Raw genomic sequence first — 23,435 nt, forward strand, 5'->3', positions numbered from 1 at the left:
GTCACTCAAACGGGCGGCCGATGCCGCTCGATCAGCGCTCTCAAGATATTTTTCAGGCTGTCGATCTCGCGCGCATCGAACGGCGCAAGGATCGCCCGCTCGTGCTCCTCGGCCTGCGCGATCAATCCGGTTACGAGGCCTCGCCCCTTGCGCGTCGCCTTCACCTGCGTGTAGCGCCGATCGTCCGCGCTCGTCGCGCGCTCCACGAATCCTTGCGCTTCGAGCCGCACCAGCAGCCGGGTCACCGTCGGCTGCTTGCTGACGGTCATTTGCGCGAGCGCCGAAATCGTCACCGGGCCGTTGCTGGCCAGCGTCGACAGCACGCGCCACTCGAGCACGGAGAGACCGTGCTGCTCGACGATTTGATGAAACTCCGTCGACACCAAATGCCACGCCTGCCCCAACAGCGCCGGCAAGTAGTTGTCGACGAACGCCTTCGTTTTAGTCATTCCCGCCACCGCTCCTTCGTCTTCCGGGCACAGCGGGAATTCTACCGTTCCCGTCTCGTCCGGCGGCGGCTCGGCGGCGTGGTCCGACATCGTTAGTATCGCCCCGACAATAGCGCGCCGAAACCGGGCACTCGCGTATCGAGGCCGAGGCGGCGAAGCATCATGTAGGTGGTCGCAACCGATGAGGAAAGAACGGGCAATCCGATGCGATCTTCGATCGGCTGGATCGACGCGAGCGACGGCATTTGCACACAGGCGGAGGCCACGACCGCATCGACACCGGCGGTGTTCAGCCGCTTCGTGATCTCGATCGGTGCGCGCGAATCCTGACGCCCGACTTCCAGGTTGTCCGGGATTTCAAGCGAAATGCTGTCGACAACTTCGATGCCCTCATGCTCGATATAGTCGATGACAAGTTGCGTCAACGGCTTCATATAGGGCGTAAGGATCGACACCCTCTTGGCACCGATCGCACGCAATCCGTCAACCAGCGCACCTGCGCTCGTCACGACCGGGGCAGGCGCGCCGTTCTCTCGCGTGCGGCCATGCAAGCGTTCCTCCGACACACAGTGGTATCCGCGCCCCATGCTCATGATGGCGACGAGGCATGCATAGCCGAGTACGTCGACGCGCGCGTCGGACAGTTCAAGCGCGCAGCGATCGCTGTCGGCGTCCATCGCGGCCAGCTCTTCCTTGGTCACATGCTTCATCCGCATGCGGCTCGAATGAAACGTGAAGCGTTCCGGCGACAACGCCTCGCGCGCACGCAGGATGGCGGGAATTTCGGTTTCCATCGTCGTGTTCGAAGAAGGAACGATTTGACCGATACGATAGGTGCGTGCGTCGCTCACGACTGCGTCTCCTGAAGGGTTTCGAAAGACGGCTCCTGCGGAGCCTCGGATATGCCGGCTCCGATCGGATCGTCGAAGCGGGCGGGTTGAAGCGGGCGGCGATTGACGCGCAGGTCGAATACGTCGAACCGGTTGTAATGGCCCGTGATGTCGTGCATCTGGCGCGGCTGAATGCAACGCCCGAGATCGATATCCGCGTAGACGATGCCCTCCTCGTCGATCAGCGGGCTTCCGATCACTCGTCCGTCGGGGCCGAGCACGCCGGAAAAGGCACTGTTGCGGCGGGCCAAGGTCTCCCGCGCTTGCGGGTGCGATGCGGCCATCGCCTCGATGATCTCTTCCGAGACCGTCGAGCACGACACGATCGTGAACACCTTGCCTTCGAAGCTATGCGCCGCCGAGCGGACCTTGATCGCTTCGGCCATGTCGTAGTCGGGCGGCGCGACGGGCAGCGAGATGTAGCTCGCAACATGAACGAGTTCGCCTTGCGCAAGCAACGCGAAACGCGCGAGCGTATTGGTGTTCTCGCCGCAAGCGAGCGCGCCGAGCGGCCCGATACTCGTTTCATGGACGCGCAGGGCCGATGCATCGCCCGGTGCCCACGTCAACTTCTCGGCCCACGTCGGCACGAGCTTGCGATGGCGGCCGAGGATCCGGCCGTCGTCGGCGATCGTTACGATCGTGTTGTAGATCGTACCGATGCCATGCCGGCTCCGTTCGTTCACCCCGATGACGACGTTGATCCGATGACGTGCGGCGGCCTGCGCGATCTTCGCGATTTCCGGCCCGGGCAGCTCGATCGCCGAGCGCACCAGCCTCTCGAACCACGGACTGCCTTCGACCGGGTTCATGATCCAACTCCAATACGGGTACCCGGCGACGAACACCTCCGGAAACGCCACCAGTTGGGCGCCGCTTTCGGCGGCCTCTTCGATGAGGCGGCAGACCTTGTCGACAGTCGCGTCCGTCTGCAGGAACACCGGCGCGGCTTGCACCGCCGCGGCCTTGAAGCGGGGAAGTTCAAGCATCGTTTATCTCCTCCGTTACACGTTTTTCAGCACGCGTTGCACGCATGTGAGTCACTCGCTGCGCGCGCGAGCAACGGGCCCTACCGCAACGACGGGATGTCGCAGTTCGCCGATCTTCTCGAGCCGCGCTTCGATCACGTCGCCCGGCCAGACCCATTCCTGCGGATTGCGTCCCGCGCCTACGCCCTCGGGCGTGCCCGTCGCGATGATGTCGCCCGGCTCCAGCGTGATGCCCGCACTGATATCCGCGATCAGTGCCGGCACCTTGAACAACATGTAGCGCGTGTTCGAATCCTGTTTGGTTACGCCGTTGACCTTCAAGCTCAGATCGAGCGCATGCGGATCCGGGATCTCGTCGGCGGTGACGATCACGGGGCCGAACGGCGCATAGGTGTCTTGCCCCTTCGAGTAGATCCATTGACCCGCTCGGCGGCAGTCGCGCGCGCTCATGTCGATCAGCAGGCTGTAGCCGAACACGTAACGGAGCGCGTCCGCTTCGCTGACGCGCCTCGCGCGCGTGCCCACGATCACCGCCAGCTCCACCTCCCAATCGAGCTGCTTCGTGATCGCCTCGTTGTGCTCGATCGCATCGCCAGGGCCGATCACGGTGGTCGGCGGCTTGCTGAAAATCACCGGCTGCTTCGGCAGCTCCTTCGACGTGTCGAGCGTGCGGCTCGACTCAGCCACGTGTTCGACGTAATTGAGGCCGATCCCGAAAATGTTCTTGCGCGGGCGCGGAATCGGCGCAAGCAGCTTGACGTTGGGAAGCGGCACGGCCGTGCCGAGCGGCCAGTTGCTCGCATGCTCGCCGAGCAGCGCTGTCGTCGCCGCGACGGCGTGCGGACCGAGATCGATGAAGTCGAGCATGTTTTCCGGCAACGCATGGCCGACGTGCGCGCCGAACGATGCGAGATCGACGACCATGTCGTCGACGATCGCCCCGAGACGGGCGGCCGATGTCGGATTGGCACGGTAAGTAACGAGTTTCATGTTGCGGTTTCCAGATCCAGAAGATATTGAGTAGGAACGTCCGGTAGGTGCGGTAAGTCCGATGCCGATCGCTCACGCGACCGATTGATGGCCGCCGTTTTCGGCCAGCGCTTCCTCGCGATAGAGACCAAGCTTCTCCATCACGGGCAGATCGCTGAAGCAGAACAAGCAGGCGTCCTCGCTGGCGCTGCCGTTGACGTGCTCGTGCCAGGCCCACGACGGCACGCAGAAGATGTCGCGCTCGCGCCAATCGAACCGTTGACCGTCCACGATCGAATAGCCACTGCCTTTCGCGACTTGATAGAGAAAACTGCCGGTGTGGCGATGGGCCTTACCGGCGAAGCCGGGCCGAAGCAACTGCATGCTCGCGCCCATCGTCGCCATGACGTGTCCGCCCGACACCGGATTCGTGTAGTGCATCAGCGCATCGTCGAACGGGCTGCCTTCGCTCGCCTTCGCATAGCGCTGCAGCGCCTCGTACGTCGGTGCCCACTGATACTTGAAGAGCGGCGAGTAAGGCTTCGACCAGCCCTGCTGCTGCGGGCGGAGTGCCGGCGCGCCCCAGAGGGCGACCGCATCGTCGACCGGGTAGCCGACAGCCTGATTCAGATCGGGATGCACGGCATAGAATCCGGCCTCCAGCGCATTGACGAGCGGAATGTCGAGACCGTCCTGCCAGATGCACGGCAGACCGTCCTGCTCGACGCCGTGTTCATGCCATGTACCGTTGGGCGTCAGCACGAAGTCGTTCGCGCCGAGCGTCATCTTGTGGCCGTCTACGATCGTGTAGGCGCCCCGGCCTTCCATGATGAAACGCAGCGCCGACGACGAGTGCGCATGCGCGGAAGCGGCTTCCCCGGGATACATCACTTGCAGGCCCGAGTAGAGCCAGCCCACGGCGGCCGACACGTCGCGCCGGCCCGGGTTGTCGAGGTAGACGACGCGTCGCCCGGCCTTCTCCGGTGTCACAAGTTCCACCGAACGCAGCACATGCGCTCGCAAGTCGCGGTAGCGCCAGAGCACCGGCACCGATGCCGATTTCGGCTGCCACGGCTCGATCTTGTTGGCGACCGTCCACAGCGCGCCTGTCTTCATGCCGGCCAACTGCTCGTAATACGCAACGAGTTCGGGCGTGTCCTCGACGTCGGCGCGTCCGGCCGTATGCTCCCGATACTGGTCGTATGCGGTCGTTGTCATCGCGGTATCTCCTGTATCCGTATATCGTTCGAATCTGGCGGCATTCGCGCCGTCACGCCCGATTGCGCGCGAAGCCGCGCTCGATCTGGTCCTTGGCCATCAGATAAGCGGGCGGCCATTCGACATCGCTCCAGCCCTGCTTTGCGCACTCGTGCAGCAGCCACGCCGGATTGGCCATATACGGGCGCGACAATGCGCACAAGTCGGCCCGTCCCGATGCAACGATCCCGTTGACCTGATCGGCCTCGGTGATCGCGCCGACCGCTATCGTCGGCACGCCCGCTTCGTTGCGGATGCGGTCCGCCATCGGCGTCTGGTACATGCGTCCGTAGATGGGTTTCTGGTCGGGCGTGACTTCACCGGACGAGACATCGATCAAGTCGGCCCCGGCAAGATGCAGACGCTTTGCGATTTCGACCGCTTCGTCGACCGTCGTGCCCCCCTGCGCCCAGTCCGTGCTCGAAATGCGCACCGAGATCGGTAGATGCGCGGGCCATGCCTCGCGCACGACGGCCAACACCTCCAACGGGAATCGCAAGCGGCCGTCGAGCGAGCCACCGTATTCATCGTCGCGTCGGTTAGTCAACGGGGAGATGAAGCTCGACAGCAAGCAGCCATGCGCGGCCTGCAGTTCGATCCAATCGAAGCCGGCCGCCGCTGCGCGCCGCGCCGCATCCGCGAACTGCATCCGAATGCGTGCGAGATCCTCACGGCTCGCTTCCCGCGGAACCTGCGATACGCCCGGCAGGTATGGCGTCGGGCTTGCCGATACGAGCGGCCAGTTGCCCTCGACGAGCGGATGATCGGGGCACTCCCAACCCAGCTGGGTAGAACCGCGACGGCCCGCGTGATTCAATTGCACGCCGATGCGCGCGCCGCTGTTTGCGTGGACGAAATCGGTGACGCGCCGCCAAGCCTGCGCCTGTTCGTCGTTCCACAAGCCGGGGCATGCCGGCGTTATCCGTCCGTCGGCCGACACGGCCGTTGCTTCAGTCAGCAGCAATCCCGCGCCGCCTACCGCCCGGCTCCCCAAATGAACGAGATGGAACGGGCTGGGCACGCCTTCTCGGCTCGAATACAGCAGCGTGGGCGATACGACAACGCGATTCTTCAACGTCACGCCGCGCACCGTATAAGGCGTGAGCAGCGGCGGGCGAATCGCCTCGTTGCTTTCCTCCTCAACGCCCGCACGCTGCGCAAGCCAGCGTTCGTAGCCCGCCAGCCATTGCGAATCGCGCAATCGGAGGTTTTCGTGGGAGATACGCTGCGAGCGGGTCAGCAGCGAATAGGCGAACTGTTCGGGCTCTAGCGCCGAGTAGCGCGCGACGTTCTCGAACCACTCCGTCGAATTGCGGGCGGCGTTCTGGATCTTCAGCACCTCGACGCTGCGAACCTCTTCGTAATGCGCCAGCCCTTCGCGAAGATCGCCCGCCCTCGCCTTCAGCGAGTTGGTCAGCTCGATGGCATCTTCGAGCGCGAGCTTCGTGCCCGATCCGATCGAGAAGTGGGCGGTATGCGCGGCATCGCCCATCAACACGACGGGCACGTCGCGCCCCGTCTCGCCTTCGGGCTTCGTCCAGTGAACCCACTTTCCGCAAATCACACGCGGGAAGCGAATCCAGATTGCCGATCCGCGCAGATGCGTGGCATTCGAAATAAGCTTCTCGCCTTCCAGCCAGGGGGCAAACACCCGCTCGCAAAAGGCGACGCCTTCCTCTTGAGACATGGCATCGATTCCGGCGGCACGCCACGCTTCGTCCGTCGTCTCGACGATGAACGTGGAGCGGCCGTCCTCGAAGCGATACGCATGCGCCTGAAACCAGCCGTACTCCGTCTGCACGAAAATGAACGTGAAGGCATCGAAGATCTTGTTCGTCCCGAGCCAGACGAAGCGGCAGTTCCGCTGATCGATGTCGGGACGGAATACGTTCTCGTACCGCGTGCGCGTCGCGCTGTTGATCCCGTCCGATGCGATGACGAGATCGGCGTCGTACTCGCGGGCTATGGCCTGGTCATCCTTGATTTCGGTTTCGAACACCAACCGCACGCCAACTTCCTCGCATCGCGCCTGCAGGATGTTCAACAGTTTCTTGCGACCGATTCCGATGAATCCGTGCCCGCCGCTGCGGATCATGCGATCCTTGAAGTGGATGTCGATGTCATCCCACCGGCTGAACTCGTCCGCGATCTGCTTCGCCGAAACCGGATCGGCTTCGCGAAGGTTGTCCAGCGTCGCATCCGAAAACACCACGCCCCAGCCAAACGTATCGTACGGACGATTCCGCTCGATAACGATCACCTCATTGTCCGGATCCTGCAATTTCATTAGGAGTCCAAAATAAAGCCCGGACGGGCCGCCCCCTATGCAAACGATTCTCACGATAATTTCCTTTATTCGTTGATGGATTCTAGAGTCAGCGCCTCGCGCAGCATCGCGGGAATGTCGATCGCTTGATGCGTGTCCAGCGATGTCGACACCACCACCTGCGTCACGCTCATCCGAACCTCTCCGTCGCCGCCCATGCAGGACAGGGAGAGCGTCAGCGACTTCCCGCCAAGACGAATCACTTCGAGACTGAGTTCGACGTCGTCGCCCATGCGGCTGATCGAACGGAAGTCGGCCTCCAGACGAACGGTGGGCAAGCCGAACCGGTGCTTGCCGATGTACCCGGCGAATCCCCCCGGAAGCAGACCGTCGATCCAGGCTTCCATGAGGTTGTTGAACATCACGAAGTACTGTGGATAGAACACGATGCCGGCCGGATCGCATTCGGCGAAGCGAATTCGGTGTCGTTGCGTCAGCTTGCGTGGATTCATGATGGTTGGCCCTGCCCTTGTCCCTGTGCTTGTGCTCGTGCTTGTTCCTGGTCGGAAAGTGCGTGTCGCTCGATGCACGCGCGCAGCGCGTTGCCGTGCTCGTCGGCCAACGCCGCGTCGCGCAGCTCGCGCAACGTGACCGGTTTCAGCGAAGCCGCGTGGCGGTCGACGACCGACATGAGCGTTTCGTAATTTTTCAGCCCGCGCGCGTGGGTGTCTCCGTATCCCTTCACGAGCCGCTGGCATTGCGCGGTTTCCAAGGCAAGCGAAATATCGGTTGCGGCAAGTTTCCGGATGCGCGACAGCCACGTCTCGATGCGCTCGGTTTCCAGCGCATAGCGCAGCGTGACCCGGCGCCAGCGGCGCCAGCGAGCCAACGAATAGAGCAGCAGGAACCCGCCGATCGAACTCGTGCGGATCACTCGCCCGTTTCGTGAGAGCCGGGCAGCGAAGCGATGCACGGCATGAGGACGCAGCAGCCAACGACCGAGCGATACCGGCAACGTCTCGGCAATTTCTTCGACGCGCGGGTGCATGAATTCGTTGATCTCGAGCAGCTGATCGGCCTTCGCTCGCACCTCGCCTTGCACGCGTTCGAAGCGGCTGTCGCGTGTCTTGAGATCCGCTACGCGTATCGTGTCTTCGTACGACATCCAAAGCGCCAGGTGGCGCGCGGTCTCGGCGAGCAACTCGGCGTTGTTTGCTCGAGGTGTGGAGGCCAAGGCTTCGAGGCGATCGAGATATAGGCCGGCGTAGGCCACGTCCTGATAGTCGATCATTCGTCGAACCCCTTCGATGGCGATACCCGATGCATCGCCCGGCAACCGGCGGGCCCGCTCGACGAGCGAGGCAACCGCCGGGTGGCGCGGCGAGACATGGACGGCCGCAGACTCGCCCGCGGCCTTCTTAGGCGCCGCTTCGGCCACTCGCTGGTTCGCATGCGTATAGCCGGCATCGAACGCTTTCAGGCTCCGTTTGACGCCGATGCCGCCCTGTTCGATCGTTGCTTCGAACTGACCGCGATCGAACGGCAGGACCTCGGCCGCGCAGAGCGCCCCGAACAGCACCGCGCTGATCACGCTGCCGGTACGCTCGGCCACCTCGGCCATGTCGAAATGGACGAACTGCTTCGCTGCACGCCCGGTTTCCCCAACGAGTACGCTGCTGTCGACTCGGCCGTCGCCCATGGCCGACTTTTCCGCGATCGAATAGACACGGTGGCTCGACGCGATGAGCGTCGTGCGATCGGCCGTGACGATGCCGCGCTGCACCGCGCGCCCCGCCTCCATCAGTTCGGAGGCAAGGACGATGTCGACGTCGCCGGGCATCGGCATCAGCGCAAGCACGGGTGCACGATGCGCACCGTCATTAGCACCCGGGAACAGTTCGACGTAATAGATCGTGGCGCCCGTACGCTGCGCGACACCGGGCACCGACGTTGTCTGGGCAAAATAGCCGTTGGCCTCGCCCAAGCCGACGATCCAATCGGCGAGCACACCACCGCCCTCGCCGCCCATGGCGAGAATGGCGATCTTGATCGGCTCAGCATTCATTTCGATTTCCTCATAGCGCTAACGGGTAGCGATACCCGACGGATGCCTATTCGGCGTCCCTTCTCTCAAGTGCAGGCAACTCGTCCCGTTCAGAACGCGTATCGCGCACGACGTCGCGCATCGCTGCGCTGCAAAGCGCCGATCACCGCATCGCGCACACGTTGGCGCAGACGATCCCAGCGAGTGGGGTTACTGATGATCCCGGCGCGGTAGAACGACGGGCAGAGGACAGCCGCATGCGATACCTCGCCGCAAAGACCGCATCCGACGCAACTATCGACCACGGTCGCCACGGGATCCCGGCGCAGCGGATCGGGGTTGGGACGAATCGACAGCGACGGACAACCCGACAAGCGGATGCACGAGTGATCGCCGGTGCAGGTATCGGGATCGACGCCGAAGCGTTCCCGCACGACGCGCTCGCCTGCCGCGATCGCCTTGCGCGCCTTCGGCTTCTCGCGCCGTTGCTTGTTGAGCATGCATTCGCTCTGCGCGATCAGCACCTTCGGCCCCTTGACGTCGGTGGTCAGTGCCTCGCGCAGCGTGGCGGTCATCGTCTTCAGGTCATAGGTGCGCTTGATCGTTCGCACCCATTTCACGCCGACGCCTTTCACGGCCTGCTCGATTTCGTGCCCGGTGCTGCGGGTCGGATTGGTGGCCGTCGACGATAGGATGTCCTGACCGCCCGTTGCCGAGGTATAGCTGTTGTCGACGATAACGGTCAGGTTGTCGCTGCGATTGAACACGGCATTGGCAATCCCGCTCGTCAGGCCGTTGTGCCAGAAGCCGCCGTCGCCCATGACGGAGATCGCACGCTTGCCGTCGGGCGCGCTCAGCGCCGCGGCACCGGCAGCGCCAAGTCCGTATCCCATCGTCGTATTGCCGAGATTGAACGGCGGCAGGATGGAAAACAAATGGCAGCCGATATCGGCGCTCACATGGTGCGGGCCGAGTTCCCGCTCGACCAACTTCATCGCGGTAAAGATCGGCCGCTCCGGGCAGCCCGTGCAGAAGCCGGGAGGACGCGCGTGGACGGCACGCTCCAGGTTGCCCGGCACTTCGTCTCCGCCGCCATCGTCATCGATCGCGGTGTCTATCGTGGAGTCGGTGGCGGTCTCGGTCAACGCCGCCGATGCGTTCGATTGGCCTACGTTCGATGCGAGGACCGATGCAGCCGATGCGGCCGGTGCCGCGACGATCGGGATGACTCGCCTCGCGGGCGCTTGCGCGGGCTTCGGCGCGATAACCTTATAGCGCTCGAGGAAAGCTCTCACCCCGGCAAGCACCGTCGCCGTGTTGTATTCCCCGGCCATCGGCAGCAGATCCTTGCCGTGAAGCGCCGTGGGCAACCCAAGCTGGCGCAGGATATTCGCGACATTTTGTTCGACGAAGTTCGGCTGCCCCTCTTCGAGGACGAGCACGGCACGCTTGTCTTTGCAGAACCGCTCGAACTCCGCATCGACGAGCGGATAAGCGACGTTCATCACGTACAGCGGGATTTTCGATTCGCCGTAGACATCGGCGAGACCGAGCTTTTCGAGCGCTCTGATCAGCGTGTTGTACGTGCCACCTTGCAACGCAATGCCGATATCGGCCCCGTCTTCCGAAAAGAACTCGTTGAGCTGCCGTTCCTGAATGAAGCGAATGGCGGCCGGCCAACGAGCATGCACCTTCTCTTTCTCGTGCAGAAAGCTGGCAGGGGGAAGAACGATTCGGTTCACGTCGCGCGTCGGATTTTCAAGCGCATCCTTGACCGTGAACGCGGGGCGCCGGTTCGCGGAAGTCACGAACTGCCCATGCACGTGGCATGACCGGATCCGCATCTGCAGCATCACCGGCGTACTGCTCGCCTCGGACAACTCGAAGCCGTCCTTCACCGCCTGCACGATGCACGGGAGATTGGGACGCGGATCGAGCAGCCACATCTGCGACTTCATGGCGAACGCGTGGCTGCGTTCTTGCATGATCGACGAGCCTTCGCCGTAGTCTTCGCCGACGATGATGAGCGCGCCGCCCAGTACGCCGCCCGATGACAGATTCGCCAAGGCGTCCGACGCGACATTGGTGCCGACCGTCGCCTTGAAGGTCACGGCACCGCGCAGCGGGTAGTTGACCGATGCGGCCAGCGTGGCCGCCGCCGTCGCCTCGCTCGCGCTATTCTCGAAACGGATTCCGTACTCCGCGAGGATGTCCTGCGCATCGGCAAGCACGTCCATCAAGTGCGAAATGGGCGCGCCTTGATAGCCCGCGACGTAGGCCACGCCCGACTCGAGCAGCGCCTTCGTCACCGCGAGAATGCCCTCGCCGCTGAACAGCTCGCCCGCGCCCAGACGCAGCTTCTTCACCTCTTCGACAAACGATCTCTCGGCCATCGTGTTCCTCTCACGTGTTTGCTTCGGCACGTCGTGCCCATGAGGCTCACTTTCGTTTTCCGCGCCGCTCGCGTCAATACATGATTAATCATGCACCTCCACTTTCCGCAGGCCTTGGATATCGACGGCAGAAACCGGATATTTCGGTCCATTCGAGGACGGGTTTTCCTGCGTTCTCGCACAAATGGCCTCGGACTACTATCCTTGACAAGCAAGTAGGCTGCGATGCCCGATGCTGCAGTGCACAGCAAGCACGCCGGGATACCGGCCGAAACCGCGGCACTGCATGAAAAATCATGGAATTCGATGAACGTGTTGCGGTGGCGCCTCGATGCGCCGGCCCACCTGAGCAAAGGTATTAGCCATGTTGCACACCGCCACCTTCCCGTCCACGGGCGAGCCCGGCAAATCGCTCGAACGAGGCCAGAGCGGCCCCGGGCAGTTGCTGTTCGCATCGAACGACGTCGATGAAGTCCGGTCGATGGTCGGCCGCGTGATGAAACCGCATAGCCTAAAAATTACCGGCGGCACGGAGCGTTTGGACGCGCGAATGCATTTCATGGCGCTGGGCGATGTCTCGCTGAGCCGGCTTCAATACGGCTCTTCCGTCGAGATCAGCCCCGGCCCGCTGGAGGACTTCTTTCTGGTTCAAATGCCGCTCGCGGGCAGCGCCATCATCGAATGCGGCGCGCAGCGGATCGAATCCTCCCCCGCGCTCGCGTCGATTCTGAGCCCCGACGACGACACCTGCATGCAATGGGCCGCGAACAACGACTCGTTGATGGTGCGCATTTCCCGGTCTCTGATCGAGCGGGCGCTAGTGGGCCAGCTCAGCCATCCGCTGGATCGTCCCTTGCGTTTCGAGCTCGGGTTTCGGTGGCGGGAAAGCCCGCTTTGGCAGTGTCTGTTGAATTACATGATCGAATGCTCGGCGCAATGTGCCGATTTGACCCAGCACAAACTGGTCGTTGCCCAGATCGAGCAACTCGTCGCCTCGACGCTGCTCGCCGCGCAGCGGCACAGCTACAGCGACGATCCGCCCGCGCGCCGCGGCACCATCCTGCCGCGCCATATCCGGCGCGCGAAGGACTATCTCCGGGCCCACGCTCACGAACCCGTTTCGGCCGAGCAGCTTGCGCAGGCGGCCGGCGTCAGCATGCGCAGCCTCTATGCGGGATTCAAGGAATATCTCGGCGTCAGCCCGATGCAGTATCTGCGAGATCTGCGCATGGAGTGCGCGCGGACCGAATTGATGGGCGGCGAGGCTTGCAACGTGTCGGGCGTCGCGCTGAGGTGGGGTTTCGCGCATTTGGGCCGTTTCAGCAACGACTACAAACTTCGCTACGGCGAAACCCCGAGCCAAACGCTGCGCCGCGGATAGCGGCCAGCCAGTGGATGGGCGATTCGTTGCCGCCCTAGCTATCGACTAGTTGCCGATCAGTGCCAGCACGCGCAGCGGGCTTCCCGATCCCTGTTCGATCTTCAGCGGCGCCGCCACGATAAGTGCGCCACGCGGCGGCAGTTGGTCGAGATTCTTCAGACATTGCAGACCGTATCGGTTCGAGCCGTGCATGAGCGTGTGGCACGGATAAGGCACGGGCCACGAGTACGACTGCCCCGCATCGGTGTTGATCGTTTCCACGCCGAAACCATGTGCATCCCGCTCGCGGATCAGCCATTCGACCGCTTCCTGCGTTGGGCCCGGGGTATGGGCGCCGTCCTCGCGCATGTTGAGGAACGCCGCCGGATCCTCGACGCGCTTCGACCAGTCGGTCCGTAGCAGCACCCATGAACGCTTCGGAATGAGTCCATTGCGCTGCTCCCATTCTTTTAGAAACTCGACGGTCAGCAGCCAGTCTTCGTTTTCTCTCACTTGTGCGCTGGCATCGAGCACAACGGCCGGCGCGATAAAGTGCGCCGGCTCGATCGTGTCGACGCTGCCGTTCGGATAATCGCGACCGCTCACCCAGTGAACAGGCGCATCGAAATGCGTCCCCGTGTGCTCTCCGCACGAGAAGTTGTTCCAATACCAGCCGGGGCCCGCCTCGTCGTAGTGCGAGATCCGCTCGATCTTGAAACCTTGGACCTGACCGAACTGAGGCGGCAATTGCAGCGCCGGGAACGACGGCGACAGCGTCTGCGTCAGGTCGACGACACGGATCGCGCCGCCCGCCAGTTGTTCGGCCATCGCCTGCAGGGTTTGATGCGACTGAGGAATCATCTGTAGCGCTCCATGTGTCTTCCGTCTTCGGAACATTGTTATAGGGTTGAAGAAAGCGACGTGAACCGCCCGGCATGAAAAACGAGCGGCTCGCCCGCACGGCTTGCCGTCCGCACGACACGGCCGACGAACAGAAGATGATCGCCCGTATCGCGGCAATGGTCGTGCTCGCATACCAGCGTCGCAAGCGCTTCCTCGATCGCCGGAACGCCTTCCGGTACCGCGTGCCATGCCACTTCGGCGAATTTGTCGGGAACAGCTGCGCTGGCGAAGCGGCGTGCAATCGCCTCATGGCCGCTCGACAAAATATTGATCGCGAAGTGCGTGCAGTCTCGGAACACCTCCAGGCTCGGCGAGTGGTTGACGAGACTCCAGAGCACCAATGGCGGATCCAGCGACAGCGACGCGAACGAATTGATCGTCAGCCCGACCGGACGGCCATCGGGTGCGCGCGTCGTGACGACCGCAACGCCCGTCGGATAGGCACCGAGCAGCTTTCGCAGGGTGGCCGGCTGAAGATCCACACTGCCCCAGGAGGCCTGTTCGGCCGGGCTCACGTCCGGCTCAGCGATGCATTGCGACATGTCCGCACTCCTTACGCAGCCGCTGAAACGGAAACGACTTGATGGCTGGATATCAAGCGCTCGCATTCGACTTGATCGGCCCACCACGGGAAATAACTTGGCGGATGATTGAAGCCATTGGCGACCACGCCGGCGAGCGAAGGCAGATTGGCCGCGGCGCCGAGCAACTGCAGCACGTGCGGCGGCGGCGGCGTCAGCAGCGAATTAGTCCACTGCACGACCCAGCGCGCGTAGTCCCAGAACTGTTCGAACGTGTGCTCCATCCAGCCGCGCGTATAAGGCTGTTCGCCATGGGCAAGAATCGCGTCGAGATAGACCTTGCAGGCCTTCGTCGCGTTATTCGCGCCCTGCCCCGTGATGGGATCGTTCGTGACGACCGCATCGCCCAGCCCGAACACGAGCTTGCCCGACGGCAAGGTCATCACCGGCTTGCGCACGGTCGGTGCAAACGCGCCGGCGAGAATACCGTTGTCGTCGGTCAGTTCGGCGCGGCGCGCGCGGTCCGCTTCCCAAGGCAGGTACGTTTCGAGAAAGCGCTTGCTCGCGGCAAGATGCTCTTGCGGCGTGCGGATATCGCGCCAGAAATCGAGCGGGCCGCCCGGCACGCCTTCGAACACCATGATGTCGCACGGCCCCGAGAGCGTCAGCGCGGGAAACACGAAGTACTCGCCCACACCGGGAATCAGATTGAACGCCACACGCGAATACTCGGGCGTTTTCTCCAAGCCGTGCACGTAGGTCAATGCCAGCGCGCGCTGCGGCTTATCGAACGGCGAGCGGGCGGCGTCGCGTTCGAACAGCCGAACGACTTCCCCTTTGCCCGCGGCGAGAAGCACGAGATCGTGGCTATCGGCCAGTGCTTCGAGTTCCGCGACGCCGGCATCCTGGATCAGTACCCGGCCACCGCGCGCTTCGACTTGCTCGAGCCACACCGGCATCTTCACGCGCTGATCCACGGATTGCGCAGGGCGATCGAGCCGCGCGCTCCAATCGATCAGCTTTGCTCCTTTCGACTCGGGATGGGGGACGGCGAAGCCGATCCCTTCGACGGGCGGACAGGCGGCCTCCCATTGATTCAAGCCCAGATCGCGTTCGATCTGCAGCGAAGGATCGAACATGCACTGACTCGACATGACCTTGCCGCGATGAATGTCGTCCGGCGTGCGATTGGTCACCACCGTGACCTCATAGCCCTTGCTCAGCAGTCCTAACGCAAGCGGCAATCCCGCCTGGCCTCCACCTACGATTGCGATTCGACGCATCGATGTTCTCCTTGATGAATGGTTCGGGGCGCTCAGAGCGAGCCGCTTACTCGGCGAGCCGGGGAATGGCAGGCTGGGCCTGCTCCGGTCCCATGACCGAATAGCCGCCGTCGACGGCATAATCGGCGCCGGTCACGAACGATGCGTGCCCCGACAGCAGGAATGCGACGACGTCGGCCACCTCCGACGGATTCGCCACGCGGCCGAGCAAGTGGTAATCGGCGGCCACGCGATCGGTTTTCGCGCGATCGCCATGCGTGAGTTCGTCCATGACGCGCGACCACGTCCACCCCGGCGACACCGAGTTGACGCGAATGCCGTCGGCGGCGAAATCCATCGCCATGTTGCGCGTGAGCTGCACGAGCGCCGCCTTCGATACCGGGTACAGCCAACGTCCCGTTTGCGCGACCTTCGAGGAGATGCTCGTGAAATTGACGATCGCCCCGCCGCCGGCCTTGACCATGTAGGGATGGACGGCCCGGGCCGCCATCACGGCGCTGACCACATTGACGTCGAGTGCCGACAGCCAATCACGCCGGCCGGAGCGTGCACCATCGTCGAGATAGGTCGCGGCCAAATTCACCAGAAAATCGACCCGCCCGTAATGCGCGGCGACTTCGGCAATACCGGATTCCAATTGCTCGTCGTTGAGAATATCGATGGGCCAAAAACGCGTATGCACGGGATCGGCCGATGCGACCCGTTCGCCACCGGCGGCATCGATGTCGAAGACAGCCACTTTGACGCCGTAGTTTCGCAGCGCTTCGACCACCGCTGCGCCGATGATCGTCGCACCGCCTGTCACGATGGCAACCTTGCCTTCAAGCTCTTTCATGTGGATTCACCTTGCTCAGGGAAATGACGCGTCCGTTGTGTGCCAGAGGTGCACCAGGCGCGTATCGATCGTTTCCCCTGCGATGCGTTCTCTTGCGAGGGGCTTCGATCGCACCTGTGTGCTTGACTTCATAATGGATCGTCAAATCGGGTTGCAGGTATCCGCATCGTGCAGCGACTATCCGCACACTGCCGGTTTTGAAGCGAACCGGAAATCAGATCAGAACAGGTGCCGCAAGCCCACCCGCAAGGCCATCTGATTGCGGCCGTCGGACGGTCCGAACAGGACGATTTGCGCTTGTGCGTTGTTGCCGCTCGCACGCTGGTACGTGACGCTCGTGTAGACATCGGTCCGCTTGGAGAGCGAATAGTCGAGCGTCATGTTGACCTGGTGGGCCTTGTTTCCACTCAGCACCGCGTTGCCGTCCATGAACTGGTATGCGGCGGCAAGACGCAGGAACGGGCTGAACGGGTACATGCCGCCCACCTCGTACACGCCGACGCTCGCACCCGTGAACGTATTCTTCGTGTTGGTATAGAGCGCGTCGAGATAGGCCGGTCCGACGAAGACACCACCGCCCACGCCGAAGTTGCGAATCCCGGAGTTGCCGTTGTTGATGCCCGGGTAGCGTACGTAGGTGTATGCGGCGTCGAGGTTGAATTGCCGGTTGCCGTAGTCGAGCGCAAAGCTTTGTGCGCTGTCCTGAGCCAACGCGCCTGCGACGCCGCCGAGCCCGTACATGGCGCCGAAGCTGAACCCGTTGAAATCGGGGCTCTCGTATTTGACCGAGTTCGTGATGCGTTCACCGGCTACTCGATCGAAATCGAAAGCGCCGCTAGGCTGGTTGGGAACACCCAATCCGTTGAACGGCCCTTGGCGCAGATTCTGGAGAGAGATAAACGGAAATTCCGGACCGTAGCGCTTCACGGCCAGCGACGTGAACATGAAGTCGTACTGGTTGCCCGCGGTCAGGCTGCCCCACTTGTTGTCCTTCAATCCCACGTAGGATTGGCGGCCGAAGAAATTGCCGATCGACGCCCCGGTGCCCTCGTTGAACTGCCCTTCGAGAACGAAGATCGCAGCAAGCCCGCCGCCCAGGTCCTCCTTGCCGCGGAAGCCGAACAAGTTCGGCGCCAGCACGCCGGTCCCGAGCGAGACTTGATGGTTGCCGCCCACGTTGGTGACGAAGTCGATCCCCGAATCGATCAACCCGTACATCGTGACGCTGCTCTGGGCCTGCGCAGCAGCCGCATACCCAACACCCGACATGGCAACCGCAATGCTAAGCGCCGCCGACTTGCCCTTCACATACTTCCGCTTCATCCCCTCTCTCCTCATGCTGACCATATTGAACTTTGGAACCTGCGCGCCTGCGCTCGATATCGCTATCGGATATCGACGGGCACGTGAGGATCATCGGAATTCAAAAGTCGGCCAGCTATCCGATTCCCGCAGCGTTCGTCCGAAAGAGGAAAGAGAAGCGTGTTGCGGTTCGGCGAGCGGCGCGCATGTCAGCGCACGCTCGTTGCCCGAGTGCGGAATTTCTGCGAGGTTGTCTTCGAGGTCGCGGCGCGGGTGCGCGCCGAGCCTGATGACTAGCTGCGTGGCGCGTTCAGCGTGTCTTGAGGGCGAACGCCGAAGCGCCGCCGATAGTGGGCCGAGAAGTGCCCGTAATGCGAGAACCCCCAGCGCATCGCGACGTCCGTGAGTCGTACCGATGCCGGATCGCCCGACTTCAGTTCGGCATGGACGGCTTTCAAACGAAGTTCGCGTAGATAGGACATCGGCGAGCGATCGTAGGTCTGGCGAAACGCATGGAACAGCGCACGCGAACTCACGCCAACGGTGCGCGCGATTTCATCGACCGACGTGATATCGGCAAGATGCTCGCGCATGTAGTCTTCCGCCCGTTTGACGTACGCGGGCCTAACCGTCCTGCGCCCGGGCATACCATTCAAGTACTCCGAACAGTTGTTCGCCTGCGCCAGGATCAGCGTGTCGATCAATAGCCGTTCACAGCGCTCGGCGTAGGACGGCATGCCGAGCAAATCCGGAAACGCCACGCTCCCTTCGAGCACATAGGCGAGCGCACCGCACCACGCGCGGCCGGCCGGGCCGTTTAAATCGAGCGCCGGATTGAAACGCAGGCCTCGTTCGGGAAGCAAATCGATATGTTCGATGCAGGCGCGATGCAATGCCTCTTGATCGATGCGAACGATGACTTGGCTAAGATCGGCCGAGAATTGGAAGCGCGTGGCTTCCTGCGGGGATATCACCGCCGCCACATCGTTGCTGCCCGACACCAGCTGCTTTCCGCAGCTATAGCGTGCCGCGCCGCGAACCGGCATCTGGACGAGCGTAAAGCCGTTCAACTCGCCCGGATCGACGCTGACTTCCGCGCCATATTGGAGGTAGAAAATTTGCAAGCCGCCGATCTTCAGCGAACGCAAGGTCGCATCGAGCTCACCGGCTCGCCCGGCGATGGACATGCTGTGGGGTTTGAACGCACGCCCCACGGTGTCGATGACGTGCCCCGTATCGACCTTGCCTTCGAACTCGACGCTGAAATGACGAAACGCGCCCGGCGTGCCGTCGTAGAACCGAGAAAGATTGTCCATGGTTTCACCCCGATGCGAAGGCCAGGAGCATCATGCAGTAAAAAAAACGGCGTAGATCAAGTGTGATCGCGCCTACACGCCCGGCCGGGGCAGCTGTCCAACTCAACTCAGCCGATTCGCGATCATCCAGCCGGACGCGCCGCCGAGGCCCGGCCCAGGATGCGTCGAGGCGCCAATCTGATACAGATTGCGATACGGCGTATCGTGGCCGCGACGTCCCTTGACTCCCGCAAGCGGACGCAGCCAGAAAAACTGATCGGGCGAGCATACGCCCGAATACGGGTCGCCGCCAACCAGATTGCAATTGAGCGCTTCCAGATCGGCAGGCGAATACGCCCGCCGCCCGACGATCTTTGCGGAGAGCCCCGGCATGACGGTTTCCAATCGGCGCTGTATCCGATCGGCAACGCGCTCTCGAACGGCCTCGGTCCAGCGCCCATCGGCCGGTACGGCAATTTCACCGAGCGCATCGCCGCGCAAGCGCGACGGCATCTCTTGCATTTGGAGCCAAAGGATCGCGCCGCCGGCAGGGGCACGGCTCGGATCGACAGCGGTCGGCTGCCCGATTGCGATCGTCGGCTGTGCGGGAATCAGGCCGTTGTTGGCTTGCGTCACCGACAAGCAAACCGTCTCCATGCTCTCGGTCAGGTGAACGAGGGGAACGCGGCCGAGTTCGGCGTCGCACCAGTCGGGAGGCGAGGACAGCGCGAAGTGAATTTGCATGTCGCCACGACCAAAATGGTAGGCGTCTGCGCGCTCCCGCCATGGCGCGGGGGCATCGGGCAGGAGCCGGCCGTACAACTGCCGAGGCGTCACATTGCAGACCACCGCGTCACGCGCGCGCCAGGTGCGGCCGCCGGCGACCACACCAACGGCACGCCCTCGCTCCAGCAGGACCTTCTCGACGTCGGTACCGGTCACGAAGATGCCGCCGCGCTGCTCGATGACGGTTCGGAAGGATTTCACGATATTGGCGCTGCCCCCTTTGACGACCGGCATACCGCCCGCGATCACCGCCGCGAAGGTCAGCTTGCCGATCAACGCGGAGCAGGCATCGTCGGGACCGAGGCCCGTGTGGAGCGCCCACGGCGCGATGGCGGCGCGCGCGAGATCCGAGCCCAGCGACCGGTTGCCCCATCGCCGAAAACTCTCGAGCGCGCTGCCGACGAAGGCCGTCAGACCGTCCGTGCCGCGGCGGCGCCACTCGCGCCACAACAGCTTGACCATGTTCCAGCCGTACGGGTTTTCGCCGAGCAGCCCGAACGTCAACCGCGCGTCTTCGCCGAACAGGCGGCCCGCCATCGCCGCGAATGCCGCACCGTCGCCCGGACACTCGGTGTCGAGCCGATTCGCCGTGTCGGTTAGATCTTGCCGAAAAGCCATCGCACGGCCGTCGGGCGTCACGATGCCGGTGGCGTACTCGCCCTGTGCAAACGTGAGCCCCGCGCCGATCAAATCGTCCTTGAGATCGGCATAAGCGGGACTGCCTACGAACAGCGGATACCAAGACGAAAGCACGTCGTGGATATAGCCGGGAAACAGTTCCTGGCTGCGGATGCAGCCTCCCGGCTCGGCATTGCGTTCGATTACGACCACACGCTTGCCGCGCTTGCTCAGCACCGCGGCGCAGACGAGCGAATTGATTCCGCTGCCGACGATGACGACGTCCGATTCTTCTCTCATCGAATTGCTCACTGTTTATTGCTCAGCCGGTCGCGCGCGTAGAGCGGCGCATCGGTCCCATCCATGAACGGCAGATGTCCGTATTCGACCAATTCCAATTGATTGCCGAATGGGTCGAGAAAGTAGTTCACGCGCAGCCCGGCGCACGGCCCGCTGTCGATCACGATGGGTCCCGCCATCACGCGGATGCCGCCCTCTCGCAGGAATTCCAGGGCTGCGTCCAAGTTCTCCACCTTCAGCGCGATATGGCTAGCACCGACGTCGCAATTGCGCGGAGGCGTAGTCACGGCATCGTTCGGCCGCTCATAGCGGAACAGTTCGAGCATCAGGTTCTTGCCGAGCGCCATCATCACGAAGCGCAGACGCGCTTTAGCAATATTGAGGTGCGCCTGCGTCCAATCGGTGCCGTCGGGCATTTTGGGCAACTCGTCGGCATCGAAAGGCCCCATCCGATAGAGTTCGATCGCACCGAGCACGCCGCCATAGAACCCGACGGCTTCGTCCAGATCGGGCACGGTCAGCGCAACGTGGTCCACGTGCATCAAACCCGGCAGCGTTTTGCCTTGCATTGTGCGTCTCCGGTTATATGAACAGGCATTGACGGTTACGACTCAAACGCCGGCTGCCGCGGGGCCGCCGCGGTATGCGGGTTTAAATATCGTGAGGCGCAGAACCGGATAGACGACAAGGCAGATTCCGATCGTGCTGATGGCTTCGACGGGAACGACACGCGCGAGAACATAGTGAGAGAGCACGACGGCAGCGATCGACGTCACGACTCCGGCCCAATTCACGATCTCCGCTGGCCGATCGAGGTTCATGTCCGGTTCGCGAGACAACCGCCTGACGATGAAGAAGTCCGCCACGATGACGCCCGCGAACGCCGTCGTCAGCACACCGAGGATCGTGATCCACGAGTTGACCAGCGCGAGGATCTTTCCGTAGAGCATGATCAGCCCGATGATGTTGGCCACGATAACGAACGTGAGCCTTCCGGGTCTGAAGTCGAACGCATCGAATAGATTGGAAAGCGATAACGACGCGCTGTACGTGTTGATGACTTGCGCTTTGCTTTGGGCCAAAACCATAAGGAGGGCACCCAACGCGCCGCCGAACACCACGAACGCAGCCGCGATGCTATCCGGGCTTTGCAGCGAGGCATGCAGCGCGGCCTCGTGGGTCATGCCGGCCGTGTGCATATAGAAATCCACGAGCGCGGGAATGCCGGCGTACATGATGATGCCGCCCAGGCCGAGCATCAGCACATCCATCATGAGATTGCCGATCAGCGCGGCGATTCCGATGTCGGCGGAGCGGCGGGCGAACCGGCCGAGGTCGGCATCGACCAGCGCGAGCGCGCCGGCGGAGCCGATCAGTACGTTGACCGCGAAGATGAATTTCTGCACGTCGCTGGTCGCGCCCATCGAACCGAGCACGCTGGCCGGAAACTGCGAGCCGAACGAGAAGAGATCGGAGGACGAAACAGCGGCACCGGAAATGACGACGTGCGTGATGTACGCGAGTACGGCCAGGAACAGCACGAGCGTGATGGAGGACACTCGGGCGACCAGCGAGAACCCATAGGCCGTCAGCAGTATCCAGGCAATGCTCAGCAAGCCGTAGATGACGATTCTCGTCGTCACCGTATCGGCAATGCCGAAGTAGAAGATGAATCCTCGGTACAGCAGCGCGTTTTCGAGTGCGAGAAAGCCGATGATCATGAACGCGAAAATCAGCGAGGAAATGATCGAGCCTTTCTGGCCGAACCCGAAATGGCGCGACATGACGGTACTGGAAAACCCTGACCGGTATGCCACGTGGCCGCATGCCCAGCCCAGCAGTGCGCCGACTACCGTAACCGTCACGCCTGCCAGCAGGGCGATTTTCAGCCCGGCAACGAACGTGACGAGCGCACCCAGGAATAGTTGGACCAGTGTCGTGGCGACGCCGGCCGTATTCCACGACAGCGCAAGCCATCCTTGGCGCGCATCCGCCGGGACTCGCTCGAGTGCGTGGTCTTCCATCGTTGCACTCAATGTCTCCTCTTTCATTCTCGACTCCTCTTTTGACGCTCGTTGTCTATGCGGCGGCTAATGGTCTCTCGTCGGCGCACGGCCAGCCTCGTGCCCGAGCGTATCCTCGGGGGCCACAAATCCACTGGCGATCCCGTTTCGGCAACGAACGTCCCGTGAGCGAAGGAAGGTGTGCCGGCCTTGTCGGCAAGGCCCTGCTGGCTAGGCGAACGACTTTTTTGCCGTGGCGGGTCCCATCTGGGCCGGCGCGGCCGCCGCGATCGACACCAGGAGCGCGTCGGCGAAACGCTGAAGCGCTTCGATCGATCCGTAGACGCTCCGGTATTCCTCGCGTCCGATTCGGGCGTCCAGCGTCACCTGCATGCCGCAGTGCTGGGCAAGATCCAAGACGTCCATGGTCTGCTCCCCTAGGAATTGGTCGGATCGCGCAACGCCGCGATTTGGCGTTGCGTTAAGAGAAAGATAGAGGGGAGCGAGGGGCGGACGTTATCCGGGGATGGCAGTGGCTATCCGGGGGCTGCAGGATTCGGAGGGCGCAGGGATGGGCTTATGAGCGACCGCAGCCCGCGGCGAGCGCGACCGAAATAGCTCGAAGGAGGTTTGCCTTATGCTCGATGTTGCGTTGCAGTAACGACTCTTCGAGCGAATTACCGCGATCGGCGGAGTTCGACTAACGTATCTGCTCGCCGCCGGCTTGGCCATTTGTCGGACGGTTCGACGCCGAACGACTCAGTTTCATTCTTCGCCGCGCGTATCGCGTCGTAAAAGGTCAGCTCCGTCGCGACATGTGTCCGATCGACGTGCACGACCCAGCTACCGAACATGTAGCGCCAGCGGATTCGGCGCTCTTCGAGAAAAACGGAAAACCAACGCCAGACCGCCGCATCTTCCGCATTGGCCTCAGCGGCGGCAGCGAGGCGAACTCGTTGCATGGCGTCCATC

At 62.7% G+C, this 23,435-nt stretch carries 21 protein-coding genes; 1 reads left to right on the forward strand and 20 read right to left on the reverse strand.

The window, feature by feature from the left end; all coding sequences use genetic code 11:
* Nucleotides 1-5: 5 nt before the first annotated feature.
* From DWV00_RS00840 to DWV00_RS00880, 9 genes are all read right to left on the reverse strand, one after another.
* Nucleotides 6-449, reverse strand: coding sequence for a MarR family winged helix-turn-helix transcriptional regulator (locus tag DWV00_RS00840; RefSeq protein WP_115532191.1), 444 nt, complete (start codon nt 447-449; stop codon nt 6-8).
* A 92-nt stretch (nt 450-541) separates the two neighbouring features.
* Nucleotides 542-1,243 carry a maleate cis-trans isomerase family protein gene (locus DWV00_RS00845; RefSeq protein WP_181885346.1) on the reverse strand — a complete coding sequence of 234 codons (702 nt, stop codon included), beginning with the start codon at nt 1,241-1,243 and terminating at the stop codon, nt 542-544.
* Between the two features lie 53 nt (nt 1,244-1,296).
* A complete protein-coding gene (locus tag DWV00_RS00850; RefSeq protein WP_115531653.1) occupies nt 1,297-2,328 on the reverse strand; it encodes a carbon-nitrogen hydrolase family protein in 1,032 nt (343 codons plus the stop codon).
* Nucleotides 2,329-2,379: 51 nt separating this feature from the next.
* A complete protein-coding gene (locus DWV00_RS00855; RefSeq protein WP_115531654.1) occupies nt 2,380-3,318 on the reverse strand; it encodes a fumarylacetoacetate hydrolase family protein in 939 nt (312 codons plus the stop codon).
* A gap of 72 nt (nt 3,319-3,390) precedes the next feature.
* Complete coding sequence (locus tag DWV00_RS00860) at nt 3,391-4,515, reverse strand: cupin domain-containing protein (RefSeq protein WP_115531655.1); 1,125 nt, start codon at nt 4,513-4,515, stop codon at nt 3,391-3,393.
* A gap of 52 nt (nt 4,516-4,567) precedes the next feature.
* Nucleotides 4,568-6,895 carry a bifunctional salicylyl-CoA 5-hydroxylase/oxidoreductase gene (locus DWV00_RS00865; protein WP_115531656.1) on the reverse strand — a complete coding sequence of 776 codons (2,328 nt, stop codon included), beginning with the start codon at nt 6,893-6,895 and terminating at the stop codon, nt 4,568-4,570.
* A gap of 11 nt (nt 6,896-6,906) precedes the next feature.
* Entirely contained in the window at nt 6,907-7,332 is a 426-nt protein-coding gene (locus DWV00_RS00870) for an acyl-CoA thioesterase (RefSeq protein ID WP_115531657.1), read from the reverse strand.
* Nucleotides 7,329-8,885, reverse strand: a complete 1,557-nt coding sequence (locus DWV00_RS00875; protein WP_115531658.1) for an indolepyruvate oxidoreductase subunit beta family protein — start codon at nt 8,883-8,885, stop codon at nt 7,329-7,331. Before DWV00_RS00875 ends, DWV00_RS00870 begins: the two co-directional genes overlap by 4 nt.
* An 89-nt stretch (nt 8,886-8,974) precedes the next feature.
* Nucleotides 8,975-11,257: a thiamine pyrophosphate-dependent enzyme gene (locus DWV00_RS00880; RefSeq protein ID WP_115531659.1), complete on the reverse strand. Its 2,283-nt coding sequence runs from the start codon at nt 11,255-11,257 to the stop codon at nt 8,975-8,977.
* A 364-nt stretch (nt 11,258-11,621) separates the two neighbouring features.
* Between DWV00_RS00880 and DWV00_RS00885 the strand changes: the two genes are divergently transcribed.
* Nucleotides 11,622-12,638, forward strand: a complete 1,017-nt coding sequence (locus tag DWV00_RS00885) for an AraC family transcriptional regulator (RefSeq protein ID WP_115531660.1) — start codon at nt 11,622-11,624, stop codon at nt 12,636-12,638.
* Nucleotides 12,639-12,683: 45 nt separating this feature from the next.
* Here DWV00_RS00885 and DWV00_RS00890 read toward each other — a convergent pair whose 3' ends face one another.
* The 11 genes from DWV00_RS00890 to DWV00_RS00940 form a co-directional block, all read right to left on the reverse strand.
* On the reverse strand, nt 12,684-13,478 hold the full coding sequence (locus DWV00_RS00890) for a cyclase family protein (RefSeq protein ID WP_115531661.1): 795 nt from the start codon (nt 13,476-13,478) through the stop codon (nt 12,684-12,686).
* Nucleotides 13,479-13,516: 38 nt separating this feature from the next.
* Complete coding sequence (locus tag DWV00_RS00895) at nt 13,517-14,062, reverse strand: flavin reductase family protein (RefSeq protein WP_115531662.1); 546 nt, start codon at nt 14,060-14,062, stop codon at nt 13,517-13,519.
* Nucleotides 14,063-14,073: 11 nt separating this feature from the next.
* Nucleotides 14,074-15,324, reverse strand: coding sequence for a styrene monooxygenase/indole monooxygenase family protein (locus tag DWV00_RS00900; protein ID WP_115531663.1), 1,251 nt, complete (start codon nt 15,322-15,324; stop codon nt 14,074-14,076).
* A 46-nt stretch (nt 15,325-15,370) separates the two neighbouring features.
* Nucleotides 15,371-16,159 (reverse strand): SDR family oxidoreductase, encoded by a 789-nt coding sequence (locus DWV00_RS00905; protein WP_115531664.1) that lies wholly within the window; start codon nt 16,157-16,159, stop codon nt 15,371-15,373.
* Between the two features lie 219 nt (nt 16,160-16,378).
* Nucleotides 16,379-17,482, reverse strand: coding sequence for a porin (locus tag DWV00_RS00910; protein ID WP_245964661.1), 1,104 nt, complete (start codon nt 17,480-17,482; stop codon nt 16,379-16,381).
* A gap of 272 nt (nt 17,483-17,754) precedes the next feature.
* Nucleotides 17,755-18,777: an AraC family transcriptional regulator gene (locus DWV00_RS00915; RefSeq protein WP_115531665.1), complete on the reverse strand. Its 1,023-nt coding sequence runs from the start codon at nt 18,775-18,777 to the stop codon at nt 17,755-17,757.
* 102 nt (nt 18,778-18,879) lie between these two features.
* Complete coding sequence (locus DWV00_RS00920) at nt 18,880-20,460, reverse strand: phytoene desaturase family protein (RefSeq protein WP_115532193.1); 1,581 nt, start codon at nt 20,458-20,460, stop codon at nt 18,880-18,882.
* 8 nt (nt 20,461-20,468) lie between these two features.
* Nucleotides 20,469-21,029 (reverse strand): VOC family protein, encoded by a 561-nt coding sequence (locus DWV00_RS00925; protein WP_115531666.1) that lies wholly within the window; start codon nt 21,027-21,029, stop codon nt 20,469-20,471.
* Nucleotides 21,030-21,071: 42 nt separating this feature from the next.
* Nucleotides 21,072-22,511: a purine-cytosine permease family protein gene (locus tag DWV00_RS00930; protein WP_115531667.1), complete on the reverse strand. Its 1,440-nt coding sequence runs from the start codon at nt 22,509-22,511 to the stop codon at nt 21,072-21,074.
* 183 nt (nt 22,512-22,694) lie between these two features.
* Entirely contained in the window at nt 22,695-22,889 is a 195-nt protein-coding gene (locus DWV00_RS00935) for a hypothetical protein (RefSeq protein ID WP_115531668.1), read from the reverse strand.
* 251 nt (nt 22,890-23,140) lie between these two features.
* Nucleotides 23,141-23,434, reverse strand: coding sequence for a hypothetical protein (locus DWV00_RS00940; protein ID WP_181885306.1), 294 nt, complete (start codon nt 23,432-23,434; stop codon nt 23,141-23,143).
* Between the last annotated feature and the right edge of the window lies 1 nt (nt 23,435).

The organism is Trinickia dinghuensis (genome assembly GCF_003367175.1).
Lineage (GTDB): Bacteria > Pseudomonadota > Gammaproteobacteria > Burkholderiales > Burkholderiaceae > Trinickia > Trinickia dinghuensis.